General features: G+C 70.9%; 15 protein-coding genes. 12 read left to right on the forward strand and 3 right to left on the reverse strand.

All coding sequences use genetic code 11. The features are described 5' to 3' along the window. The first annotated feature begins 497 nt into the window (after nt 1-497). On the forward strand, nt 498-1,325 hold the full coding sequence (locus C8E87_RS21370) for an MSCRAMM family protein (RefSeq protein WP_133874739.1): 828 nt from the start codon (nt 498-500) through the stop codon (nt 1,323-1,325). Nucleotides 1,326-1,608: 283 nt separating this feature from the next. Here C8E87_RS21370 and ilvD read toward each other — a convergent pair whose 3' ends face one another. Next, complete coding sequence (gene ilvD / locus C8E87_RS21375) at nt 1,609-3,456, reverse strand: dihydroxy-acid dehydratase (protein ID WP_133874740.1); 1,848 nt, start codon at nt 3,454-3,456, stop codon at nt 1,609-1,611. A gap of 101 nt (nt 3,457-3,557) precedes the next feature. Between ilvD and C8E87_RS21380 the strand changes: the two genes are divergently transcribed. The 6 genes from C8E87_RS21380 (at nt 3,558) to serA (ending at nt 12,720) form a co-directional block, all read left to right on the forward strand. Continuing rightward, nucleotides 3,558-5,891 carry a putative bifunctional diguanylate cyclase/phosphodiesterase gene (locus C8E87_RS21380; protein ID WP_239079847.1) on the forward strand — a complete coding sequence of 778 codons (2,334 nt, stop codon included), beginning with the start codon at nt 3,558-3,560 and terminating at the stop codon, nt 5,889-5,891. Nucleotides 5,892-6,089: 198 nt separating this feature from the next. Then, nucleotides 6,090-7,919 (forward strand): acetolactate synthase large subunit, encoded by a 1,830-nt coding sequence (locus C8E87_RS21385; RefSeq protein ID WP_133874741.1) that lies wholly within the window; start codon nt 6,090-6,092, stop codon nt 7,917-7,919. Nucleotides 7,920-8,010: 91 nt separating this feature from the next. Next, nucleotides 8,011-8,526 (forward strand): acetolactate synthase small subunit, encoded by a 516-nt coding sequence (gene ilvN / locus C8E87_RS21390; protein ID WP_133874742.1) that lies wholly within the window; start codon nt 8,011-8,013, stop codon nt 8,524-8,526. Nucleotides 8,527-8,595: 69 nt separating this feature from the next. Beyond that, nucleotides 8,596-9,609, forward strand: coding sequence for a ketol-acid reductoisomerase (ilvC, locus tag C8E87_RS21395; RefSeq protein WP_133874743.1), 1,014 nt, complete (start codon nt 8,596-8,598; stop codon nt 9,607-9,609). A gap of 168 nt (nt 9,610-9,777) precedes the next feature. Then, nucleotides 9,778-11,019: a mannosyl-3-phosphoglycerate synthase gene (gene mpgS / locus C8E87_RS21400; protein ID WP_133874744.1), complete on the forward strand. Its 1,242-nt coding sequence runs from the start codon at nt 9,778-9,780 to the stop codon at nt 11,017-11,019. A gap of 96 nt (nt 11,020-11,115) precedes the next feature. Next, nucleotides 11,116-12,720 (forward strand): phosphoglycerate dehydrogenase, encoded by a 1,605-nt coding sequence (serA, locus tag C8E87_RS21405; RefSeq protein ID WP_133874745.1) that lies wholly within the window; start codon nt 11,116-11,118, stop codon nt 12,718-12,720. Here the strand turns inward: serA and C8E87_RS21410 are convergent. Next, on the reverse strand, nt 12,707-13,042 hold the full coding sequence (locus C8E87_RS21410; protein ID WP_438866186.1) for a hypothetical protein: 336 nt from the start codon (nt 13,040-13,042) through the stop codon (nt 12,707-12,709). The two genes, serA and C8E87_RS21410, sit on opposite strands and share 14 nt — an antisense overlap. Before the next feature lie 309 nt (nt 13,043-13,351). Between C8E87_RS21410 and C8E87_RS21415 the strand changes: the two genes are divergently transcribed. From C8E87_RS21415 to C8E87_RS21435, 5 genes are all read left to right on the forward strand, one after another. Continuing rightward, nucleotides 13,352-15,073, forward strand: coding sequence for a hypothetical protein (locus C8E87_RS21415; protein WP_166661206.1), 1,722 nt, complete (start codon nt 13,352-13,354; stop codon nt 15,071-15,073). 282 nt (nt 15,074-15,355) lie between these two features. After that, on the forward strand, nt 15,356-17,095 hold the full coding sequence (locus C8E87_RS21420) for an HNH/endonuclease VII fold putative polymorphic toxin (protein WP_133874748.1): 1,740 nt from the start codon (nt 15,356-15,358) through the stop codon (nt 17,093-17,095). Nucleotides 17,096-17,104: 9 nt separating this feature from the next. Then, nucleotides 17,105-17,503, forward strand: coding sequence for an Imm50 family immunity protein (locus C8E87_RS21425; protein WP_133874749.1), 399 nt, complete (start codon nt 17,105-17,107; stop codon nt 17,501-17,503). 297 nt (nt 17,504-17,800) lie between these two features. Then, nucleotides 17,801-18,829 carry a 3-isopropylmalate dehydrogenase gene (locus C8E87_RS21430; protein ID WP_203720434.1) on the forward strand — a complete coding sequence of 343 codons (1,029 nt, stop codon included), beginning with the start codon at nt 17,801-17,803 and terminating at the stop codon, nt 18,827-18,829. Between the two features lie 140 nt (nt 18,830-18,969). Beyond that, the gene (locus C8E87_RS21435; RefSeq protein WP_133874751.1) at nt 18,970-20,067 is read left to right on the forward strand and encodes a branched-chain amino acid aminotransferase; all 1,098 of its coding nucleotides are present in this window, start codon (nt 18,970-18,972) and stop codon (nt 20,065-20,067) included. A gap of 26 nt (nt 20,068-20,093) precedes the next feature. Here C8E87_RS21435 and C8E87_RS21440 read toward each other — a convergent pair whose 3' ends face one another. After that, complete coding sequence (locus C8E87_RS21440) at nt 20,094-20,834, reverse strand: tyrosine-protein phosphatase (RefSeq protein WP_133874752.1); 741 nt, start codon at nt 20,832-20,834, stop codon at nt 20,094-20,096. Nucleotides 20,835-21,040 lie beyond the last annotated feature (206 nt).

Genomic DNA, 21,040 nt, shown 5'->3' on the forward strand with positions numbered 1-21,040 from the left:
CGCTGCGACGGCCGCTTCAAACAGGCTTGTGGATAACCCCTGACTGTGGACAACTCCGGCCGGTGCGACGGGAACCGATAGGATTTTTCTCAGGCTGGTCAGCCCCCGGGTGGGAGGGGCGCATTCCGCGGTGATCAACTTCGTGGGGTGATCATGGGGCTTTGGGGCGGTTGAGCTGTGCGTTGGTTGCGCGGGCGGCATGGCCGGACGGTGGTCGCTGTTGCCGTATTTCTGGGCTAGATCTTTCTCGGAGGGCAACTTCTGGCGGGGCCGCATCGTTGCTCGATACGTGAACGCCGCTGAGCAGCAGACATGAGCACCGCCGAGCAGCGGAGCCGCCGGCGGTGGTTCACCGGACCGATGTGTGGCCGCGTTCCGGCGCGATCCGGTCCACAGGGGAGTGTTGGGCCGGTTCGTGGGCGTGGCCCTATGCTGCCCGCCGTGTGGGCCGCGACGCTGCCGCGCCCCAGTGCTCTTCGACGGAACGGACGATCGACATGGATACTGCTCAAGCTGCTGACGACCAGGCCGGTCTCGAGGAGCCGCCCGGGCCGGGGGACGCGGTGGTGCGCGGACGGATCGACGGGCCCGGAGGACTGCCGCTGCCCGGCGCCACGTTGACGATCACGGACTTCGGTGGGCAGCAGCTGGCCCGCGCGGTGACCGGGGAGGACGGCACCTATCGGATGGTGCTGCATGCCGGGGGGTCGTTTCTGCTGATCTGCGCGGCCGACAGGCACCAGCCCGCGGCCGCCGTGATCAATGTGGCGGCTGGGGAGATAAGGCGTGTGTTGTCGCTGGCGGGGGCCGGGCAGGTCACCGGGCGGGTCACCGACCGGGCGGGGCGCGGGCTGCCGGGGGCCACGTTGACGTTGACCAACCCGAAGGGCGAGGTGGTGGCGACGACCGCGTCCGGGCCGGACGGGCGTTATCAGCTGCCGGGGCTGGACGGGCCGGAGTACACGTTGACGGCGACCGCGGCCCACGCGCGGCCGGCCTCGCGGACGGTGTCGCCCAACGAGCCGGGGCCGGTCGATCTGGCGCTGGCGGTCGGCGGGGTGCTCACCGGCAACGTACGGGCAGCCGGTTCGGGGCATCCCATCCCGGAGGCTTCGGTGGTGGCCGTGGACCGGCTCGGGCGGGTGGCCGGGGCCGCGACGACCGATCAGGAGGGGCGGTACGAGCTACGGGATCTGCCGCCGGGCGTCTACACGGTGGCGGCGAGCGGGCACGCCCCGGTGGCGACCCGCGTCGAGCTGACCGGCGACCACGCGGCCCACGACATCACCCTCGGCACCCCGGTCAGCCTCCCGATCGCACACTGAGCGCCGTGCCCGGCCGGCATCCGGGGTCCACCCCGGCGCGGGTCAACTCGTGAGCCCGGCAACTCGCATTCGGGAAGCGCGTTGCCGGGTGGCATGAACGTGGCCCCTGGCGTGGCACGCCGCCGGTAGCGGCCGACGGCCGCGGCCACGCACTCAGCGTGTGCGTAGCCGCGGGGACGGTGCCGTTGCGGTTGCGGGAGGTGACCCGGCGTACGTTTGCTGTCGGCCTTTCCCCCGGATCTTGGCAGCGAGCGTCATCAGGGGGAGGTGACCCGGCGAAGATTTACTCCGGAACCTTGCGGTACGCGCCGTCGCTCGCGCTGGTGGCCATGGACGCGTAAGCGCGCAGGGCCGCCGACACCGGACGCTGCCGATCGGCCGGGGTGTACGGCTTGGGGCGGCGTTCCTGGGCGTGGCGGCGCTGGGCCAGGGTTTCGTCGTCGACGTGCAGGGTGATGCCGCGGCCGGGGATGTCGATGCTGATCTCGTCGCCGGTTTCGACCAGGGCGATCAGGCCGCCAGCGGCCGCCTCGGGGGAGACGTGGCCGATGGAGAGGCCGCTCGTGCCGCCGGAGAAGCGGCCGTCGGTGATCAGCGCGCACGCCTTGCCGAGGCCGCGGCCCTTGAGGAACGACGTGGGGTAGAGCATCTCCTGCATGCCGGGGCCGCCGCGAGGGCCCTCGTAGCGGATGATCACCACGTCGCCCTCGACGACCTGCTTGCCGAGGATGCCCTCGACGGCGGCGTCCTGCGACTCGAAGACGCGGGCGGGGCCGGTGAACTTCCACAGGGTCTCGTCGACGCCGGCCGTCTTGACCACGCAGCCGTCGGGGGCGAGGTTGCCGAAGAGGATGGCCAGGCCGCCGTCGGCCGTGTAGGCGTGGTCGATCGAGCGGATGCAGCCGTTCTCGGCGTCGGTGTCGAGCGTGGCCCAGCGGTTGGCGGTGCTGAACGGCTGGGTCGTGCGCACGCCGCCCGGCGCCGCGTGGAACAGCTCCAGCGCCTCGGCCGAGGGTGATTCACCGCGAATGTCCCACTCGTCCAGCCAGGACGACAAATCGGGTGAATGGACCGAGCGGACGTCAGTCCGCAGCACGCCGCCGCGGTTGAGCTCGCCGAGCAGGGCGGGGATGCCACCGGCCCGGTGCACGTCCTCCATGTGGTATTTCGGGCTGTTCGGCGCGACCTTGGACAGGCACGGCACGCGGCGCGAGATCGCGTCGATGTCGCCCACCGAGAAGTCGATCTCGGCCTCGCGCGCGGCGGCCAGCAGGTGCAGCACCGTATTGGTCGAGCCGCCCATCGCCACGTCGAGGGCGACCGCGTTCTCGAAGGCCGAGCGGTTGGCGATGTTGCGCGGCAGCACCGACTCGTCGTTCTGCTCGTAGTACTGCTTGGCGATCTCGACGATCAGCGAGCCGGCCTTGGAGAAAAGCGCCTTGCGGGAGGCGTGCGTGGCCAGCGTCGAGCCGTTGCCCGGCAGCGACAGGCCGATCGCCTCGGTGAGGCAGTTCATCGAGTTGGCGGTGAACATGCCGGAGCAGGAGCCGCAGGTCGGGCAGGCCGAGCGCTCGATGGTGTCGAGCTGGGCATCGGTCACGTTCTCGTTGGCGCTGGCGCTCATCGCGTCGACCAGGTCGAGCTTCTCGTGCACGACGCCCTCGATCGCGACCGTCTTGCCGGCCTCCATCGGGCCGCCCGAGACGAAAACCGTCGGGATGTTGAGCCGCAGCGCGGCGATCAGCATGCCGGGGGTGATCTTGTCGCAGTTCGAGATGCAGACCAGGGCGTCGGCGCAGTGCGCGTTCACCATGTACTCGACCGCGTCGGCGATCAGCTCGCGGCTGGGCAGCGAGTAGAGCATGCCGCCGTGGCCCATCGCGATGCCGTCGTCGACGGCGATCGTGTTGAACTCGCGGCCGACCCCGCCGGCCTCGGCGATCGATTCCGCGACGAGGCCGCCGAGGTCCTTGAGGTGCACGTGACCCGGTACGAACTGGGTGTAGCTGTTGGCGATCGCCACGATGGGCTTGCCGAAGTCGTCGTCGGTCATCCCGGTGGCGCGCCACAGGGCACGCGCGCCGGCCATGGTCCGACCGTGGGTCGAGGTCCGGGAACGCAGGTCAGGCATCCCCTCAGTCTGCCACTGCGAACGGTAAGGACCGCCATTTCCGTCCACTGGACGGGATGCCGGGTCTACCCACACGGGTAAAGATCCGGCAGAGTGTTCGCGTGCAGTCACCGTCCGGCGTGGAGCTGGCCGGGCTGGCGGGCCTGCTGCTCGCCGTCCCGGCCGTTGCCCTGCTGGGCGATTCCGGCCGCAAGCACACCGGTCAGGCGCGCCGGGCCCATCTGATCCTGGCCGCCGGCGGCGCCGTGGCGACGGGCGCCGCGCTGGCCGGCGTCATCACTGTGCTCCTCACCACGGCCCAGCCGCCTCGCATGGCCTTGGGCTCGGCGGTCGCCGTCGGCACCGCCCTGGGTGTGCTCACCCTGCTGGTCGGGGCGGCGCTGATGCCCGGCGCGGCCGAGAACGCGGCGGCGGCCCTGCGGCACTTCCTCGACGGTTTGGTGATCGCGGCCGCGCTCTGGTTCGTGGGCTGGGTGCTGCTCTCCGAGCCGACCCGGATCCTGGGCGACGCCACGCCGTTGGCCTGCCCCTCGGCGCTGATCCCGGCCGGGCTCACGGTCGTCTCGCTAGGGCTCACGATCGTGCTGGCGCTGCATGCCCATCGCCCGCGTCTGACCTCCGTACGGGTGGCCGGCGGCGTGACCCTCGTCGCGCTGGCCTCGGTCGCGATCGCCACCGGCATCTGCCAGGACAAGGACGGCCTGGTGCTGACCGGGGCGCTGATGCTGCCGGCGGGTCTGTTCGTGATCGCTCGCGCGGTCAAGGTGGCCGACCGCCCGGTCGAGGTGGTCGGCGACGTCGTCGAGCGCAACACGGCGTACGCGATCGTCCCGATGGTCGCCATGGTGTCCGCCTTGGGCTATCACCTCGCCCGTGGCGGTTCCTTCGACCTGTACGGGTTCCTGGGCGCGAGCGTCGAGGGCTTCGCGCTGGTCGGCCGGCAGTATCTCGCGCTGCGCGACGTGCGGCGCTACACGGTCGAGCTGCGCGAGCGCGAGGCCCACTTCCGCGAGCTGGCCCACACCGACCCGCTCACCGGCCTGGCCAACCGCCGCGGCCTGCAGCGGGCCCTGCGCGAAGCCGGCGAGTCGCGGGTGCTGGTCGGGATCGACCTCGACGGCTTCAAGACGGTCAACGACATGCGCGGACACGACGTCGGCGACGCGGTGCTGACCGAGGTCGGCGAGCGGGTCCGGCGCAACCTGCTGGACGGTGACGTGGCGGCCCGGCTCGGGGGCGACGAGTTCGCGGTGCTCATGCGGGGCAACGCCGAGGAGGCGATGCTCACCGCGCATCGGCTGCTGGCGGTGCTGGGGGAGCCGTACGAGGTGGACGGCCTGGCGGTCTTCCTCTCGGCCAGCATCGGGGTGGCCGATTCGACCACGCTCAGCCCGGCGGACACCGGCGAGCTGATCCGCGACGCCGACCTTGCGCTGCGCTACGCCAAGCAGCGCGGCAAGAACCGGGTCGAGCGCTACCAGGCCCGGTACGACGAGCTGCTGCGCCGCCGCGGCACGTTGGAGAACGAGCTGCGCCACGCTATCGACCGCGACCAGTTGCGTCTGGTGTTCCAGCCGGTGGTGGCGCTGCCCTCGATGCGGCCGGTGGGCGCCGAGGCCCTGCTGCGCTGGCGCCACCCGACTCTCGGCGCCGTACGCCCCGATGAGTTCATCCCGGTCGCCGAGGAATCGGGGCTGATCAACCGGATCGGCGCCTGGGTGCTGGAACAGGCCTGCATCCAGCTCGCCGACTGGCTGACGCGCGGCCACGACGTGTGGGTGTCGGTCAACCTGTCGCCCAAGGAGCTGCACTCCACCGATTACGCGGGTCAGGTGGCCGAGGTGCTGGAGCTGCACGGGGTCCCGCCGCAGCGGCTGGTGCTGGAGGTGACCGAGCACGCCGTCGCCACCGACATGGAGGAGCTGATCAGCCGCCTGGCCGAGCTGCGGGCCACCGGCGTACGGATCGCGCTCGACGACTTCGGCGCCGGGTACTCGTCGCTGGGGCAGTTGCGCACGCTGCCGGTCGACATCCTCAAGATCGACCATGCTCTGGTGGCCGAGCCGGAGTCCCGTACGGGCATGGCCGCGCCGCTGGTCGACGTGGTGGTGCGGATGGGGCACCGGCTGGGACTGGAGGTGCTGGCTGAGGGCATCGGCACCCCGGCGCAGCGGGCCGTGGTCGAGGAGGCGGGTTGCCGGCTGGGGCAGGGCTCGCTGTTCGGCTGGGGTGTGCCCGCCGAGCACCTGGAGGCCCAGTTGCAGACGCTGCGGCAGGGCGGGAGCAACCGCCCGGTGCCCGCGCCCCGCTCGGCGCCGCCGGCCGACGCCGCCCCGCGCAGTCAGGTCGTCATGCTCGGTCCCGGAATGCGGCAGCTCAGGGCGCTGCTGCCGAGCGATCCGGGGTTCGGCGCCCAGGAGGGTGAGACAGAGTGATCAAAATGTGGGATCAGTTGACTCACCGCTTGAGATGGGGCAAGGTTGACAGCATGTGCTTCGCGTCCCGAGTACTTATGTGAGCGCACTCCCGCCTGATCCTCAGGTCCGAGTGCGCTAGGTCCCGTGCTTCTCGCACGAGGGCCTTTTTTGTTGCTCAAGTAACGGAACGCCCAACCCGTAAAGGTATGAAGTGCCATGACGAGACCCACTCCCGAGACCCTCGCCCACCGCGCCAACCCGGCCACTGTCGCGGCGGCCGCCACCTCGGCCCCGGCCGTAGCCACTCCGGTTTCCACCTCGGGCGCAGGGTCGCTCGTGCGGTCGCTCGAGGCGCTCGGCGTCGAGGTCGCGTTCGGCATCCCGGGCGGCGCGATCCTCCCCGCGTACGACCCGCTCTACGACTCCAAGGTCCGGCACATCCTGGTGCGCCACGAGCAGGGCGCGGGTCACGCCGCGACCGGTTACGCGCAGGCCACCGGCAAGGTCGGCGTCTGCATCGCCACCAGCGGGCCGGGCGCGACGAACCTGGTCACCCCGATCGCCGACGCGTACATGGACTCGGTGCCGATCGTGGCGATCACCGGCCAGGTGGCCCGGCCGTCGATCGGCACGGACGCCTTCCAGGAGGCCGACATCCAGGGCATCACGCTGCCCATCACCAAGCACAACTTCCTGGTGCAGACGCCCGAGGAGCTGCCGCGGATCCTGGCCGAGGCGTTCCACCTGGCCGTCAGCGGCCGCCCCGGGCCGGTGCTGGTCGACATCCCCAAGGACGTGCTGCAGGCGCAGACCACGTTCAGCTGGCCGCCGACGCTCGACCTGCCCGGCTACCGCCCGACCCTGCACCCGCACGGCAAGCAGATCCGCGAGGCGGCCCGCCTGATCGCCGCGGCCAAGCGCCCGGTGCTCTACGTGGGCGGCGGAGTGCTCAAGGCCGGCGCCACCGACGGGCTGAAGAAGCTGGCCGAGCTCACCGGCATCCCGGTGATCACCACGCTGATGGCGCTGGGCGCGTTCCCCGACTCGCACCCGCAGCACCTGGGCATGCCCGGCATGCACGGCACGGTGCCGGCGGTCTACGCGCTGCAGAAGGCCGACCTGCTGATCACGCTGGGCGCGCGCTTCGACGACCGGGTGACCGGCAAGCTCGACTCGTTCGCGCCGGACGCCAAGGTCGTTCACGCGGACATCGACCCGGCCGAGATCGGCAAGAACCGGCACGCCGACGTCCCGATCGTCGGCGACGCCCGGCACGTGATCGACGAGCTGATCGCCGCGGTGTCGGCCACGGCCGAGGGCCCCGGGCAGTACGAGCCGTGGTGGGCCACGCTGAACGAGTTGCGCCAGCGCTACCCGCTGGGCTACGAGGAGCCGACCGACGGCTCGCTCGCCCCGCAGTACGTGATCGAGCGGATCGGTGAGCTGGTCGGCCCCGATGCGATCTACGTGGCCGGTGTGGGCCAGCACCAGATGTGGGCCTCGCAGTTCATCAAGTACGAGAAGCCGGGCACGTGGCTGAACTCGGGCGGCGCCGGAACCATGGGGTACGCCGTCCCCGCCGCGATGGGCGCCAAGGTCGGACAGCCGGACACCCCGGTCTGGGCGATCGACGGCGACGGCTGCTTCCAGATGACCAACCAGGAGCTGGCCACCTGCGCGCTGGAGGGCATCCCGGTCAAGATCGCCGTCATCAACAACGGCAACCTCGGCATGGTCCGGCAGTGGCAGACCCTGTTCTACGACGGCCGGTACTCCAACACCGAGCTGGGCACCCACAAGCACCGCATCCCCGATTTCGTGAAGCTGGCCGAGGCGCTGGGCTGCATCGGGCTGCGCTGCGAGTCCAAGGACGACGTCGACAAGGTCATCCAGCAGGCCATGGAGATCAACGACGCCCCCGTGGTCATCGACTTCACGGTCGGCAAGGACGCGATGGTGTGGCCCATGGTCGCGGCCGGCACCAGCAACGACGAGATCATGTTCGCCCGGGACGTGCGCCCGAACTTCGAAGAGGACGACCTTTAGTCATGACCGCCTGCACCGAGCGGCAGCTAGCCGCAGCTGACGACGGCCTCGCACGCGAGGGCCAGAAGGGCATGACCATGGAGGCTCAGTCATGAACAAGCACACCTTGTCCGTGCTGGTCGAGAACAAGCCCAGCGTGCTCGCGCGGGTGAGCGGGCTGTTCTCCCGGCGCGGCTTCAACATCGACTCCCTGGCGGTCGGCGAGACGGAGAACCCGGACGTCAGCCGCATCACGATCGTGGTCAACGCCGACTCCTCACCCCTGGAGCAGGTGACCAAGCAGCTCAACAAGCTGGTGAACGTCCTGAAGATCGTCGAGCTGGACCCGCAGCAGTCGGTTCAGCGCGAGCTCCTGCTGGTCAAGGTGCGCGCCGATCGTGCGCAGCGCGGCCAGGTGCTCGAGACGGTCGAGCTGTTCCGGGCGAGGGTGATCGACGTCGCACCGGACACCCTCACGATCGAGGCCACGGGTAACCCCGACAAGCTGGACGCGTTGCTGCGCGACCTCGAGCCGTACGGCATCAAAGAGATGGTCCAGTCGGGCCTCGTGGCCATCGGCCGCGGTTCCCGCTCGATCACCACCGGCCCGGCGCTCCGCGCCGCCTGAAACAAAGACTCAAGGCCGTCCACAGCCCCACCGCCGCCCTACCTGACCAGAGACTCAAAAGGATTCAAAATGACCGCGGAAGTTTTCTACGACGACGACGCCGACCTGAGCATCATCCAGGGCAAGAAGGTCGCCGTGATCGGCTACGGCAGCCAGGGCCACGCCCACTCGCTGTCGCTGCGTGACTCGGGCGTCCAGGTGGTGGTCGGTCTGCAGGAGGGCTCGAAGAGCCGGGCCAAGGCCGAGGAGCAGGGCCTCGAGGTCAAGACGCCCGCCGAGGCGTCCGCCTGGGCTGACGTGATCATGGTGCTGGCGCCGGACACCGCGCAGCGCAAGATCTACGCCGAGTCGATCGCGCCGAACCTGTCCGCGGGCAAGGCCCTCTTCTTCGGGCACGGCCTCAACATCCGGTTCGAGCTCATCAAGCCCCCGGCCGACGTGACCGTGGCCATGGTCGCCCCCAAGGGCCCGGGCCACCTGGTGCGCCGCCAGTACGTCGACGGCAAGGGCGTGCCCTGCCTGGTCGCCGTCGAGCAGGACCCGACCGGCGACGGCCTCGCGCTCGCGCTCTCCTACGCGAAGGCGATCGGTGGCGCCCGCGCCGGCGTCATCAAGACCACCTTCAAGGAGGAGACCGAGACCGACCTCTTCGGCGAGCAGGCCGTCCTCTGCGGTGGTACGGCGGCGCTGGTGCAGACCGGGTTCGAGGTGCTCACCGAGGCCGGTTACGCGCCCGAGATCGCGTACTTCGAGTGCCTCCACGAGCTCAAGCTGATCGTGGACCTCATGTACGAGGGCGGCATCTCCCGCATGCGTTACAGCGTGTCGGACACCGCCGAGTTCGGTGACTACGTCAGCGGCCCGCGCGTGATCAACGCCGAGACCAAGGCCGAGATGAAGCGGATCCTTGCCGACATCCAGTCCGGCGAGTTCACCCGCCAGCTGATCGAGGACGACGACAACGGCCGTCCGCTGCTCACCAAGTACCGCGAGCAGGGCGCCGCGCACCCGATCGAGGTCACCGGCAAGAAGCTGCGCGACATGATGAGCTGGGTCGACCGCCCGATCACCGAGACGGCCTGACAATTCTCGTCGAAGGCCCGGTTTCCGTACGGGAAACCGGGCCTTCCGCGTGACCGTGCGATTACTTGAAACGCGCGCGTTACCTCCCATTTACTCGACGCCCGTCCGAAACGGAATTGTGTGCTGTTCGGACCTTTGAGAGTGGCGTGCGGCGGGTATCTTCGCGAGATGCGACTGGCTGATTCTTTTCGGAGTGAGCGCTTCGGCGCGGTCCGGATTCACGAGCTGCAGCGGGTGATCGAGCTGGACTCGGGCACCTCGGCCGGAGCCGGCAGCCAGGTTGTGCCGGCCGAGGCGTTACGCGCGGTGGAATCGCAAATGGTCATTGTCGTTCCGTGCATGAATGAGACGCGGACAGTCATCGAGGGTGTGCTCTCCGGCATTCCCCACGACTGCCTCATTGTTCTGGTGTCGAACAGCGACCGCGGCCCGGTCGATCGATATGAGATCGAGGCGCAGACCGTCGAGCAGTTCTGCCGGCTGGCCGGCCGCTCGGCGATCACCGTGCATCAGAAGGATCCAGGCGTGGCCGCCGCGATCAAGGCGGCCGGCATGCCCGAGCTGATCGACGAGGACGGGCTGGTCCGCAACGGCAAGGGTGAGGCGATGCTGCTCGGCATGGCGCTCGCGGCGATGACCGGCCGTCGCTACATCGGGTACGTGGACGCCGACAACTACGTGCCGGGCTCGGTCCACGAGTACTGCAAGGTCTACGCGGCCGGGCTGCACCTGGCCGGCTCGCCGTACTCGATGGTCCGGATCTCGTGGCACTCCAAGCCGAAGCTGCGCGACAACCGCCTGTTCTTCAGCCGCCGGGGCCGCAGCTCGCAGATCACCAACGAGTGGCTCAACCGGTTCCTCGCCGAGTACTCCGACTTCGGCACCGAGGTGATCGCCACCGGCAACGCCGGCGAGCACGCGATGACCCTCGACCTGGGCCTGAAGCTGCGCCTGGCCGGCGGGTTCGCGGTCGAGCCGTACGAGTACATGGACCTGTTCGAGCAGTTCGGCGGCGTGCTCGAGAGCACCGATCCGGACGTGATGGCCAGCTCGGTCCCGGTGCTGCAGATCGAGACCCGCAACCCGCACTTCCACGACAACAAGGGCGAGGAACACGTGCAGGGCATGCGTATGCAGGCGCTCAACGTGCTCTACCACTCGCCGGTGACGCTGCCCGCGGTCCGGCAGGCCATCGTGCAGTTCATGGTCGAGCAGGGCGCGCTCGAGGTCGGTCAGGAACCGCCGCGCGAACGGGTCTACCCGCCGGTCGGCACGCTCGATCTCGACCTGCTCTACGACGCGCTGGACGCCGAGGCGCTCAGCTTCCGCCAGCCCGACGGTCTCGCCCTGGCCGGTCTCCCGGCGGCCCCGCCCATTGACCGGGACAAGATCCCGAGGCGTGTCGCCTAGGTAACCAGCACGTTACGGCAGTGTGACGGCCGTCACATCACTGTGGATCTCCGGGGCTGCATACGATCGGGTCCCGCGATCCCCGGAGGCTGCCGCGTGACGCCCGTCGTTCTGATCGCCGAAGAGCTGGCCCCCTCTGCCCTCGATGTTCTCGCCCTCGATTACGACGTACGCCACGTCGACGGCGCCGACCGCGCGGCCCTGCTGGCCGAGGTGGCCGAGGCCGACGCCCTGATCGTCCGCAGCGTCACCCAGGTCGACGCCGAGGTGCTGGCCGCCGCGCCGGGGCTGCGCGTGGTGGCCCGGGCCGGTGTCGGGCTCGACAACGTCGACGTGTCCGCCGCGACCGCCCGCGGTGTGCTCGTGGTCAACGCGCCCACCAGCAACATCGTGTCGGCCGCAGAGCAGGCGATCGCGCTGCTGCTCGCGGTGGCCCGGCACACGGCCACGGCGTCGGCCTCGCTCAAGGCCGGCCGGTGGCAGCGTTCGCGCTATGTCGGCGTCGAGGTGCAGGGCAAGACCGTCGGCGTGGTCGGGCTCGGCCGCATCGGCGTCCTGTTCGCCCAGCGCATGGCCGCCTTCGGCACCCGGCTGATCGCGTACGACCCGTACATCCAGCCCGCGCGGGCCGCGCAACTCGGCGTCCGGCTCGTGGGTCTGGAGGAGCTGCTGCGCGAGAGCGACTTCATCTCGGTGCACCTGCCGCGCACTCCGGAGACGGTGGGCCTGATCGGCGAGAAGGAGCTGGCGCTGGTCAAGCCCGGGGTGCGGATCGTCAACGCGGCCCGTGGCGGGCTGATCGACGAGGAAGCGCTGGCCGCCGCCCTGGCCGAGGGCCGGGTCGCCGGGGCCGGGCTCGACGTCTACGTCACCGAGCCCACGACCGAGTCCCCGCTCTTCGGCTTCGACAACGTCGTGGCCACCCCGCATCTGGGCGCGTCCACGGCCGAGGCGCAGGACAAGGCCGGCCTGTCCGTGGCCCGCAGCGTCAAGCTCGCGCTCGACGGCGAGTTCGTCCCCGACGCGGTCAACGTGCAGGCGGGCGGCGTGGTCGACGAGGACGTCCGGCCGCTGCTGGCGCTGGCGGAAAAGCTGGGCAAGGTCTTCACGGCGGTCGCGGGTGGGGTGGCGGCCGCGGTCACGGTCGAGGTGCGCGGCGAGATCGTCTCGCACGACGTCGGGGTGCTGCGGCTGGCCGCCACCAAGGGGCTGTTCACCGCGATCGTGGACGAACGGGTGACGTACGTGAACGCGCCTCAGCTCGCCCTGGACCGGGGCGTCGAGGTCGAGCTCACGGTCAGCGACGAGCCCGCCGATCATCACAACCTGGTCACCGTACGGGGTGCCCTGCCCGACGGCCGGGCGGTAAGCGTGGCCGGCACGCTGACCGTGCACGGCGCCCGCGAGATCGCCAAGCTCACCGGGGTCGACGACTTCGACCTCGACCTCAACGCGGACGGCGTGCTGCTGTTCTTCCGCTACAGCGACCGGCCCGGCATCGTCGGCGCGATCGGCACCCTGCTCGGCGAGGCCGGCGTCAACATCGCCGCCATGCAGGTGGCCCGGCGCGAGGCGGGCGGCGAGGCGCTGATGACGCTCACTGTCGACTCGTCGGTCGACGCGGAACTGCTGTCCACCGTGGCCGCCGCCGTCGGCTCCGCGCAGGCGAGCGCGGTCGACCTGCGGCTCAACGGCTCCTGATCGGCGGCGGGTACACGGTCCCGTCCTGCAGGTCGAGCAGGTCGAGGTTCAGCTCGGCCGCAAGGCGCTCGATCGTCTCGAGCACCTTGTCCGGGCAGTTCTCGTCCAGCCGCATCTGGATGTGATCGGCCGCGGCGTGCAGCGGGGCATGGGCCCACGGCGAACCGGCCGCGGTGGCGCGCGGCCCGCGGTCGGGATAATCACTGGTCAGCGCGTCATAGAAGGCAACGACGCGCGGATCGGCCGGGCGCTGCGGGTGCTCACCGCGCGCGCATCGCGCGTTGGCGGCCCGCACGGCATCCGGCAGGTCCGTCTTGTCCATCGCCCACACCACGAGGTCGAAACTCACCGGCGCATGGTGCCATCACCGAGCCCGGCATGCGCGGCACAGAGCCCCGACACGCGGGACTCGACTGCGGCCGCCCGAGATCACAGCGGACGGGGCGGACCGCCGACGCAATCATGTGTTTGAATGCCTGCGGCGTGTGGTCATCGATCGCTTCCTCCGGGTCGGCGACAGCGCTCCACGGGGGCTGTATCGAGGTGCGGGCATCGCTGTGCCCGCATCGGGGCCCCCGTGCCCGGCGGCCGTTCGGCCGGCCGGACAGGAATGCGGAACGGGGACCAGCAAGTGAAGATTCGTGCCGTGACGATGGTCGCCGTCGTTGCCGCGATAGCCGGAACATACCTGCACGCGCCGCCTGTCATGGCGGCGCCGGCCAAGCCCGTCGTGGCCCTGGCCGAAGACCCGCCCACCGTCGAAGTGCCGCCGCTGATCACGGAGACGTGGAACGGCACCACCGGGGTCTCGACGACCGACGACCGGTGGCGCAAGGCCGTCGCCGACGTCGCCGAGTTCACCGCCGAGCCGGAGATCCGGGACGCCGCCCTGGCCGCCCTGGCAACCGGGGACCCGGCGGTCATCCTCAAGTTCGCCACGGTCGACAAGCCCGCGCTCGAGAAGCAGGTCGCCGCCCGCAAGAAGCAGGAGGCCGCGGACAACCTGGCGGCGATCCGGGCGCTGGCCGGCACGGGTGGGGCGTACTTCAACGCCGAGGTGCAGCGGGTGCTGGCCGGCACCGACTCCGACCGGGCGGCCTTCCTGGCCTACGGTGCCGACGTCGCCCGTGACCGGGACGCGCAGGTGGCCCGTAACGCTGCCGAACGGGCCGCCGCGCTGCGTGAGCGCGTACGCATCGTCGCCGCCGCGGCGCCCGCGGAGTCGAACGTGAAGCGTGCCGCCGAGGCCGCCTTGTCCGGCGATGACGCGGCCGTCTCGGCCTTCCTCAACGGCGGATATCTGACCGCCGCACGGGCCGACGCCGCCGAGCGGGAGCAATACCTCAAAGACCTCGAGGCGCGGAACAAGGCCGCGGAGGAGCTTTCCGATCTGGCGCAGCGCTCGGCGCGCGCCAACGTGGCGCGCCGGCAGATGCTGGTCGCGCACGGCGAGGCCGTACGGGCCCTGCAGCAGGCCGCCAACGCGATGGCGAGCGCCGCCAACGCGGCTCGGCACGCCTCCCGGGTGCTGGCGGGCGGCGGCACCGCGACGCAGAAGGCGTCCGAGCTGACGGTGGCCAACAACGAGGCCAAGCGGCAGCTCGGGTACGCCGAGCAGGCCGCACGCGAGGCGGCCATCGCGGCCGCGACGTCGGCGGCGGCCGCGGACGACCTGCTCGACACGGGGCTCGACTACGGCGCCGAGTGGACACTGATCGCCCAGGGCATGAACGAGGCCGCCACCGCGGCGGTCGGCGCCGCCCAGACGGCGCAGTACGCGATTGAAGCGACCATCGCCACCAACAGCGCCCAGGGTGCCCAGGCCCAGGCCGAGGCGCACGCCCAGCAGGCCATCAAGTGGCGTAAGCACGCCGAGGAGCACGCGAAGGCGGCCGCGAAGCTCGCGGCGGCCGCGGCCAAGCAGGCAGCGGCGGCCAAGACGGCGGCCGCTCGCACCAAGAAGGCCCGCGAGCAGGCCGAGGCGGCCGAGGCCAAGGCATGGGCCGCAGCCGAGCAGGCGCGCCGCCACCGTGAGGTGGCCGAGGCGCAGGCGGCCGAGGCGAAGCGTCAGCGTCAGATCGCCGAGGCCGAGCGGGCCAACGCTGCCGCCGCCCGGCAGCGCGCTGAGGCGCAGGCCTCCGCCGCCGCGAACGCCCGTGCCAACGCCGACGCCCAGGCCGGCATCGCCGCGAACGCTCGGCGGCAGGCTGCCGCGGCCGACTCCGCCGCCGACAGCGCCAACAAGCGCGCCTGGGACCAAGAGAACAACGCCATGCGGGCCCGCGACGACGCGATGGCCGCGGAGCGGGCGGAGCAGACGGCGAAGGCCGAGGCGGCCACCCGGCGGGCCTGAGCGGCCCAGGCGGCCGGCAGCGCGGACGCCGCCGAGGCTCAGCGGCAGGCCGACGAGGCCACTCGCCAAGCGGGCACGGCCGGCACGGCCGCTCGCAGCGCCCGGTCGTCGGCGAACACCGCGACCGGCGCGGCCGCCAACGCCCGATCGGCGGCCATCCAGGCCGATCAGGCAGCAGGACGGGCGTGGGCCGCGGCCGAGCGCGCCCAGGCCGCCGCCGCTCGCGCGGACGCGGCCGCCGACGCGGCCGAGGCCGACGCGAAGGCGGCTCACGCGGCGCGGATGCAGGCCGATGCCCGTGCCGCCGAGGCCACCCGCCAGGAGATCAAGGCCGCCGAGGCGGCTCGGGCGGCGCAGCAGCTCGCCTCGCAGGCCTCCGAGGAGGCTGTGCGGTCGCTGTGGGCGGCGCAGCGGGTGCGTGACGAGGCCCAGGCGGCCACGAACGAGGCGGTGGCCGCGGCGGCCCAGGCCGACATCGCGGTGAGCGCCGCGAACGCGGCGCGGATGTCGGCGGCCGGCATCGCTGAACCGGCCAACACCGCGATCGCGATGGTGTCGCCCTTCACCGGTGATGACATCGATGCCGACTTCGTCGAGCTGGTGGTCGCGCAGGCCCAGGTGATCGGGGCCGAGCAGGCGGCCGCGGCCAAGCGGCGGGCGGAAGAGGCGATCGTCGCCGCCAACGCCGCCGCGGAGGCCGCCCGCGTCGCCAACGAGCAGGTCAAACCCGCCTTCGAGCAGGCCGCCAAGGCAGCCGAGTCGGCCGCGCAGGCCGCTCAGTCGGCGGCCGAGGCCAAGCAGGCGGCGGCGCAGGCCGCCGTCGACGGCAAGGCGGCCCGGGCAGCCGCGGCGAGCGCGGCCCGAGCCGACGAGCAGGCCCGAGCCGATGCCATCGCGGCCCGTAACGCGGCCAACGAGGCGGCCTCCGACGCCGCGATCGCCGGTAAGGCGGCTGCCGCGGCGCAGAGCGAGGCCGACGCGGCCAACTCGGCCGCCTCGCGCGCCGAGTCCGATGCCGCGGCCGCCCGTGGTGCGGCTGCGGCGGCCGAGCGGGATGCCGCAGCGGCCGAGGCGTCCGCGGAGAGCGCGCAGAAACACGCGGACTCGGCGGCGATCGCGGCCGACAAGGCGCTGGGGTACGCCGTCGAGGCGCAGAAGGCCTTCGAGCGGGCCGAAGCGGCCGACCGCGAACGCGAACAGCGCGAGCGGGCCGAGGACATCGCGGGTGGCGGCGGGCTCACGCCGGAGGAAGAGCGCGACCTTCTCGCCTCGATGACTCCCGCCGAGCAGGAGCGTTACCGGGCCGCGAAGGAGCAGGCGGACCAGGGCATCCTCGACTTCATCAAGGCCAACGCCGGCGATCTTGTCCTGAGCCTGCTGGGGCTGGACAACATCAAGGGCTGCTTCATGGACGGCAACATCACCGCCTGTCTGTGGGCGCTGGCCGACTTCATCCCGTGGAGCAAGGCGCTCAGCCTCACCGCTGACCTGCTCAAGTTCGCGCCGAAGATCGCTCGCTTCGTCAAGGGCCTCACCAACGCCCGCCAGGAGGTCGACGAGCTCACCGACCTTGCCAAGGCGCGCAAGAAGGCCAACGAGCCCCCGTGCACGGGCCTGGCCGCCCCGCGGAACGGCCTGCGGGCCAAGGCGGCGGCCGCCACGACCGGCGAGTCCTGTCCGATCGTGGCCACGAAGACCCTGCCGAGTCGCAGCGCCGCCTTCCGGGACGCCAAGCGGGACCTGAAGATCCCGATGAGCAAGGTGCCCGACAAGGTGGAGCGCGTCCCCATGACCGACAAGTTCGGCAACCCGGTGCTGGACGCCAACAAGCAGCGGGTCATGACCCGGGAGTACCACTTCACCCGCGACGACGGCAGCAAGGTGGTCATCCAGGACCACTCGGCCGGGCACCAGTTCGGCGAGGGCGGCGTGGGCGACCAGGGACGGCACCTGAACGTGCGGCCGGGCGACAACACTCGTACGGGCAAGGTCGAGGGAACCGCTCAGCACTACGAATGGTAGGCAGTCGGCATGGCTGGATGGACGCAGGCACTGGGCAACCCGGAGGGCATCCTCACCGTCTACGGCGGTGATGTGCCCGAACTGGTGGCGGTCTCCGTCCACGAGCTGACGATCGAACGTGACGGTCCCTCGTTGACCGTCACGTTCGATCTGCCGTCCTACCCGGCGGACCCGCCCGCGAAGTGGGTCCGGGGCCGGTTCAACGTGGTGCAGGTACGGCTCCGGCTCTTCGGTCTCACCGATCTCGAAGTGAGCGGGTTCTCGACCGACCCGGTGGTGGACATCGGGCTCACCGCGGGCGACCCGGTACACCTGGCCATCCGGTCGACCGAACTGACGGTGACGGCGTCCGCCGCTTTCGCCGATCTGGCCGGCTTCTCGGCATATCAGCGGTCCGACACGCGGTGAGGTGGCTTGCGCGCCATAAGTCCGGATCGCTAGCGTTGCGCGTGCCGTCCGTCTCGGGTGGGCCCGTCTTCGGGTGACGGTGCCTGCTCGTCGGGCGTGCATGGGCGAGACCAAGCCACGTGTACTCGTCGCTACAGCCCCCGTTGTCGTTTGCCGCGGCGCGGGGGCTGTTCGCGTCCGGGCCCCGGCGGCCGCAAAGCCCTTAACGCTCACTAGGTGGGACCGCTGTACCGAAGATCGGGACCGAGGCGCTAGCCTGAACCCGATCGCATCAGACCCTGAGGAGCAGACGTGAGCGTGGCGCGGATCGCGGTGGTGGCCGGCGACGGCATCGGTACCGAGGTGACCGCGCAGGCCCGTAAGGTAATCGAGGCCGTGCTCCCGAACGCCGAGTTCGACGACTACGACCTCGGCGCGCGCTTCTACAACCGCACCGGCGAGGTGCTGCCCCAGGCCATCCAGGACGAGCTGGCCCGGCACGACGCCATCCTGCTCGGCGCCATCGGCGACCCCAGCGTGCCGCCGGGCGTGCTCGAGCGCGGTCTGCTGCTCAAGCTCCGGTTCGACTTCGACCAGTACGTGAACCTGCGCCCCTCCAAGCTGTGGCCGGGCACCACCAGCCCGCTCGCCGGCATCAAGCCCGGCGAGATCGACATGGTCGTGGTCCGCGAGGGCGTCGAGGGCTTGTACGTCGGCGCGGGCGGCGTCCTGCACAAGGACACCCCGGCCGAGATCGCGACCGAGGAAAGCCTGAACACGCGGCACGGCGTCGAGCGGGTCATCCGCGACGCGTTCGCCCGGGCCCAGCGCCGCGAGCGCCGCCACGTCACGATGGTTCACAAGACCAACGTGCTGACCAAGGCGGGTGGCCTGTGGGCGCGCACGTTCGCGGCCGTCGCGGCCGAGTTCCCCGAGGTCACCACGGAATACCAGCACATCGACGCGGCCAGCATGTTCATGGTCAGCAACCCCCAGCGGTACGACGTGGTCGTGACCGACAACCTCTTCGGTGACATCCTCACCGACATCGCCGCTGCCGTTACCGGCGGCATCGGCATGGCGGCCAGCGGCTCCGTCAACCCGGAGCGCACCTATCCGTCGACGTTCGAGCCGGTCCACGGCTCCGCGCCGGACATCGCCGGTCAGGGCATCGCCGACCCGGCGGCCGCCATCCTCTCCGCATCGCTTCTGCTCGAGCACCTCGGCCACCACGACGAGGCCCGCCGAGTATCCGAGGCGGTCGCAGCCGAGGTCGCGTCCCGCACCCCGGGCGCCCCGCTGCGCACCGCCGAGGTCGGCGACCGCGTCGCGTCCGCACTGAGCTGACGCCTCTCCACCCGGCCCCGCGCCAGGGGTCTCTTCACCCGCGACCGTTGTTTTAACGAGCGTTCGGGGTAAATTCATGAAGCACTACGGGTGCTTCCGCATGCCTCAATCTTCTGTTGACGAAAGCAGGTCCCCTTGTCATGAGCGGTGGTGACAACCTCGAGTTCGAGATCCGTCCGAACCCGGCACCCGTGGCAGATGCGGAGCGAGCCGCGCTCCTCGCCAACCCCGGCTTCGGCCGCATCTTCACCGACCACATGGTCACGATCAGGTACGCCGACGGCAAAGGCTGGTACGAGCCCCGCGTCGAGGCGCGCGCCCCGATCCCGATGGACCCGGCGTCCGCCGTCCTGCACTACGCCCAAGAGATCTTCGAAGGGCTGAAGGCGTACACGCTGCCCGACGGCGGCGTCGCCATGTTCCGGCCCGACGCCAACGCGGCCCGTTTCGCCCAGTCGGCGCAGCGCATGGCCATGCCGCAGCTGCCCGTCGAGACGTTCCTGCAGTCGCTGCGAGAGATCATCTCGATCGATCGCGCCTGGCTCCCGCCGGGTGACGAGGGCAGCCTCTACCTGCGGCCTTTCGCGTACGCGAGTGAGGTCTTCCTCGGTGTGCGGCCCTCGATGGAATACCTGTACCTGGTGATCGCGTCCCCGGTCGGCCCGTACTTCTCGGGCGGCGTCAAGCCGGTGTCGGTCTGGGTGACCCCCGACTACACCCGCGCGGCCCCCGGCGGCACGGGCGCGGCCAAGTGCGGCGGCAACTACGCGGCGGGCCTGTCGGCGCAGGCCGAGGCCATCGAGCACGGCTGCGACCAGGTCGTCTACCTCGACGCGGTCGAGCGCAAGTACATCGACGAGCTCGGCGGCATGAACGTCTTCTTCGTGCTCGACGACGGCACGCTGGTGACGCCGCCGCTGACCGGCACGATCCTGCCCGGCATCACCCGGGACTCGGTCATCAAGCTGGCCGAGCGGGCCGGCCGCCGGGTCGAGGAACGTCCGGTGAGCCTCGACGAGTGGCGCACGGGGGCGGCTTCGGGCGCGATCCGCGAGGCCTTCGCCTGCGGCACCGCGGCCGTGATCACCCCGATCGGCAGTGTCAAGTCGGCCGGCGGCGGCTTCACCATCGCCGACGGCGGCACCGGCGAGGTCACCGCCGACCTGCGCAAGCAGCTGGTCGACATCCAGCGCGGCCGCGCCGAGGACCCGTTCGGCTGGGTCCACCGCGTTCTGTAAGAGACACCTGCTGGAGCCGAACTGCCTCAGGCGGGCGGCTCCAGCAGGTGGGCGCGCATGGCGGCCACTTCCTTGTCCTTCAGGCCGATCTCGGCGGCGTAGTCCTCGATCGACCCGTGCAGGGCGCGCAGGTCGTCGAGGAACAGGCGCATCGCCCCCGGCGGGGAGTCCCACATGTGGTGTTTGCCCAGCACCGCCGACGGGTGTTTCTCGAGCAGATAGTCCGTCAGCGGCCGCATCGCGTCGGTGGTGAGGGCGTAGTCGGCGGCGATGTCCTCGTCGGACACGCCCAGCAGCGACAGCGTCAGGGCGCAGACCGTGCCCGTACGGTCCTTGCCCGCCATGCAGTGCACGATCACCGGGGCCTGGGCCGGGTCGGCGATGATGCGCAACGACTCCAGGATCGCCGCGCGCCCGTCCTCGGCGAAGTTCAGGTAGCGGTCGGCCAGCCAGCGCTCGTGCACCACGTCGTCGGGGTGCTCGACCTCTTCCCAGTCGACATGTTCGAGCACCAGGTTCTGGTAGGCCAGGCCGTACCGCTCGGCGACCCGGCCGTACTTCTCGATCTCGAAGGGACGGCGCAGGTCGATCACCGTGTGCACGCCGAGCGCCTCGAAGGCGGCCGCGTCCTCCGGGCCGAGCCGGTGCAGCGCGTCGGAGCGGAAGAGCCGCCGCCAGCGGACGGTACGACCGTCGAGGCCGGTGTATCCGCCGACGTCGCGGAAGTTGTAGGTCTTCGAGAAACCCAGGTTGCGCGAGACTGCCACGGCCCCAACCTAACCCGCCCGATCAATCCGCGCTGTGACGCAAAAGTGTCCCCCGAGTGAGGGAACCCGTCCCATTCCGTGGATTTTCTGTTCCACATCGCCGGGCACGTGGCACACTTCCTGGCGTGACCCACCTCGTGCTCATTATTGGCACCTAGCGCGCCGGCTGACTCCACGCCGACGCGCAGACCTCCCGCATCCGCGGG

The sequence above is a fragment of the Paractinoplanes brasiliensis genome (assembly GCF_004362215.1).
Classification (GTDB): Bacteria; Actinomycetota; Actinomycetes; order Mycobacteriales; family Micromonosporaceae; genus Actinoplanes; species Actinoplanes brasiliensis.

Excerpts from the sequence above, each read along its gene's own strand:
- C8E87_RS21370 (WP_133874739.1), top strand. The coding sequence starts at position 498 with ATGGATACTGCTCAAGCTGCTGACGACCAGGCCGGTCTCGAGGAGCCG.
- ilvD (WP_133874740.1), bottom strand. The coding sequence starts at position 3,456 with ATGCCTGACCTGCGTTCCCGGACCTCGACCCACGGTCGGACCATGGCC.
- C8E87_RS21385 (WP_133874741.1), top strand. The coding sequence starts at position 6,090 with ATGACGAGACCCACTCCCGAGACCCTCGCCCACCGCGCCAACCCGGCC.
- ilvN (WP_133874742.1), top strand. The coding sequence starts at position 8,011 with ATGAACAAGCACACCTTGTCCGTGCTGGTCGAGAACAAGCCCAGCGTG.
- ilvC (WP_133874743.1), top strand. The coding sequence starts at position 8,596 with ATGACCGCGGAAGTTTTCTACGACGACGACGCCGACCTGAGCATCATC.
- mpgS (WP_133874744.1), top strand. The coding sequence starts at position 9,778 with ATGCGACTGGCTGATTCTTTTCGGAGTGAGCGCTTCGGCGCGGTCCGG.
- C8E87_RS21410 (WP_438866186.1), bottom strand. The coding sequence starts at position 13,042 with ATGGACAAGACGGACCTGCCGGATGCCGTGCGGGCCGCCAACGCGCGA.
- C8E87_RS21420 (WP_133874748.1), top strand. The coding sequence starts at position 15,356 with ATGCAGGCCGATGCCCGTGCCGCCGAGGCCACCCGCCAGGAGATCAAG.
- C8E87_RS21425 (WP_133874749.1), top strand. The coding sequence starts at position 17,105 with ATGGCTGGATGGACGCAGGCACTGGGCAACCCGGAGGGCATCCTCACC.
- C8E87_RS21435 (WP_133874751.1), top strand. The coding sequence starts at position 18,970 with ATGAGCGGTGGTGACAACCTCGAGTTCGAGATCCGTCCGAACCCGGCA.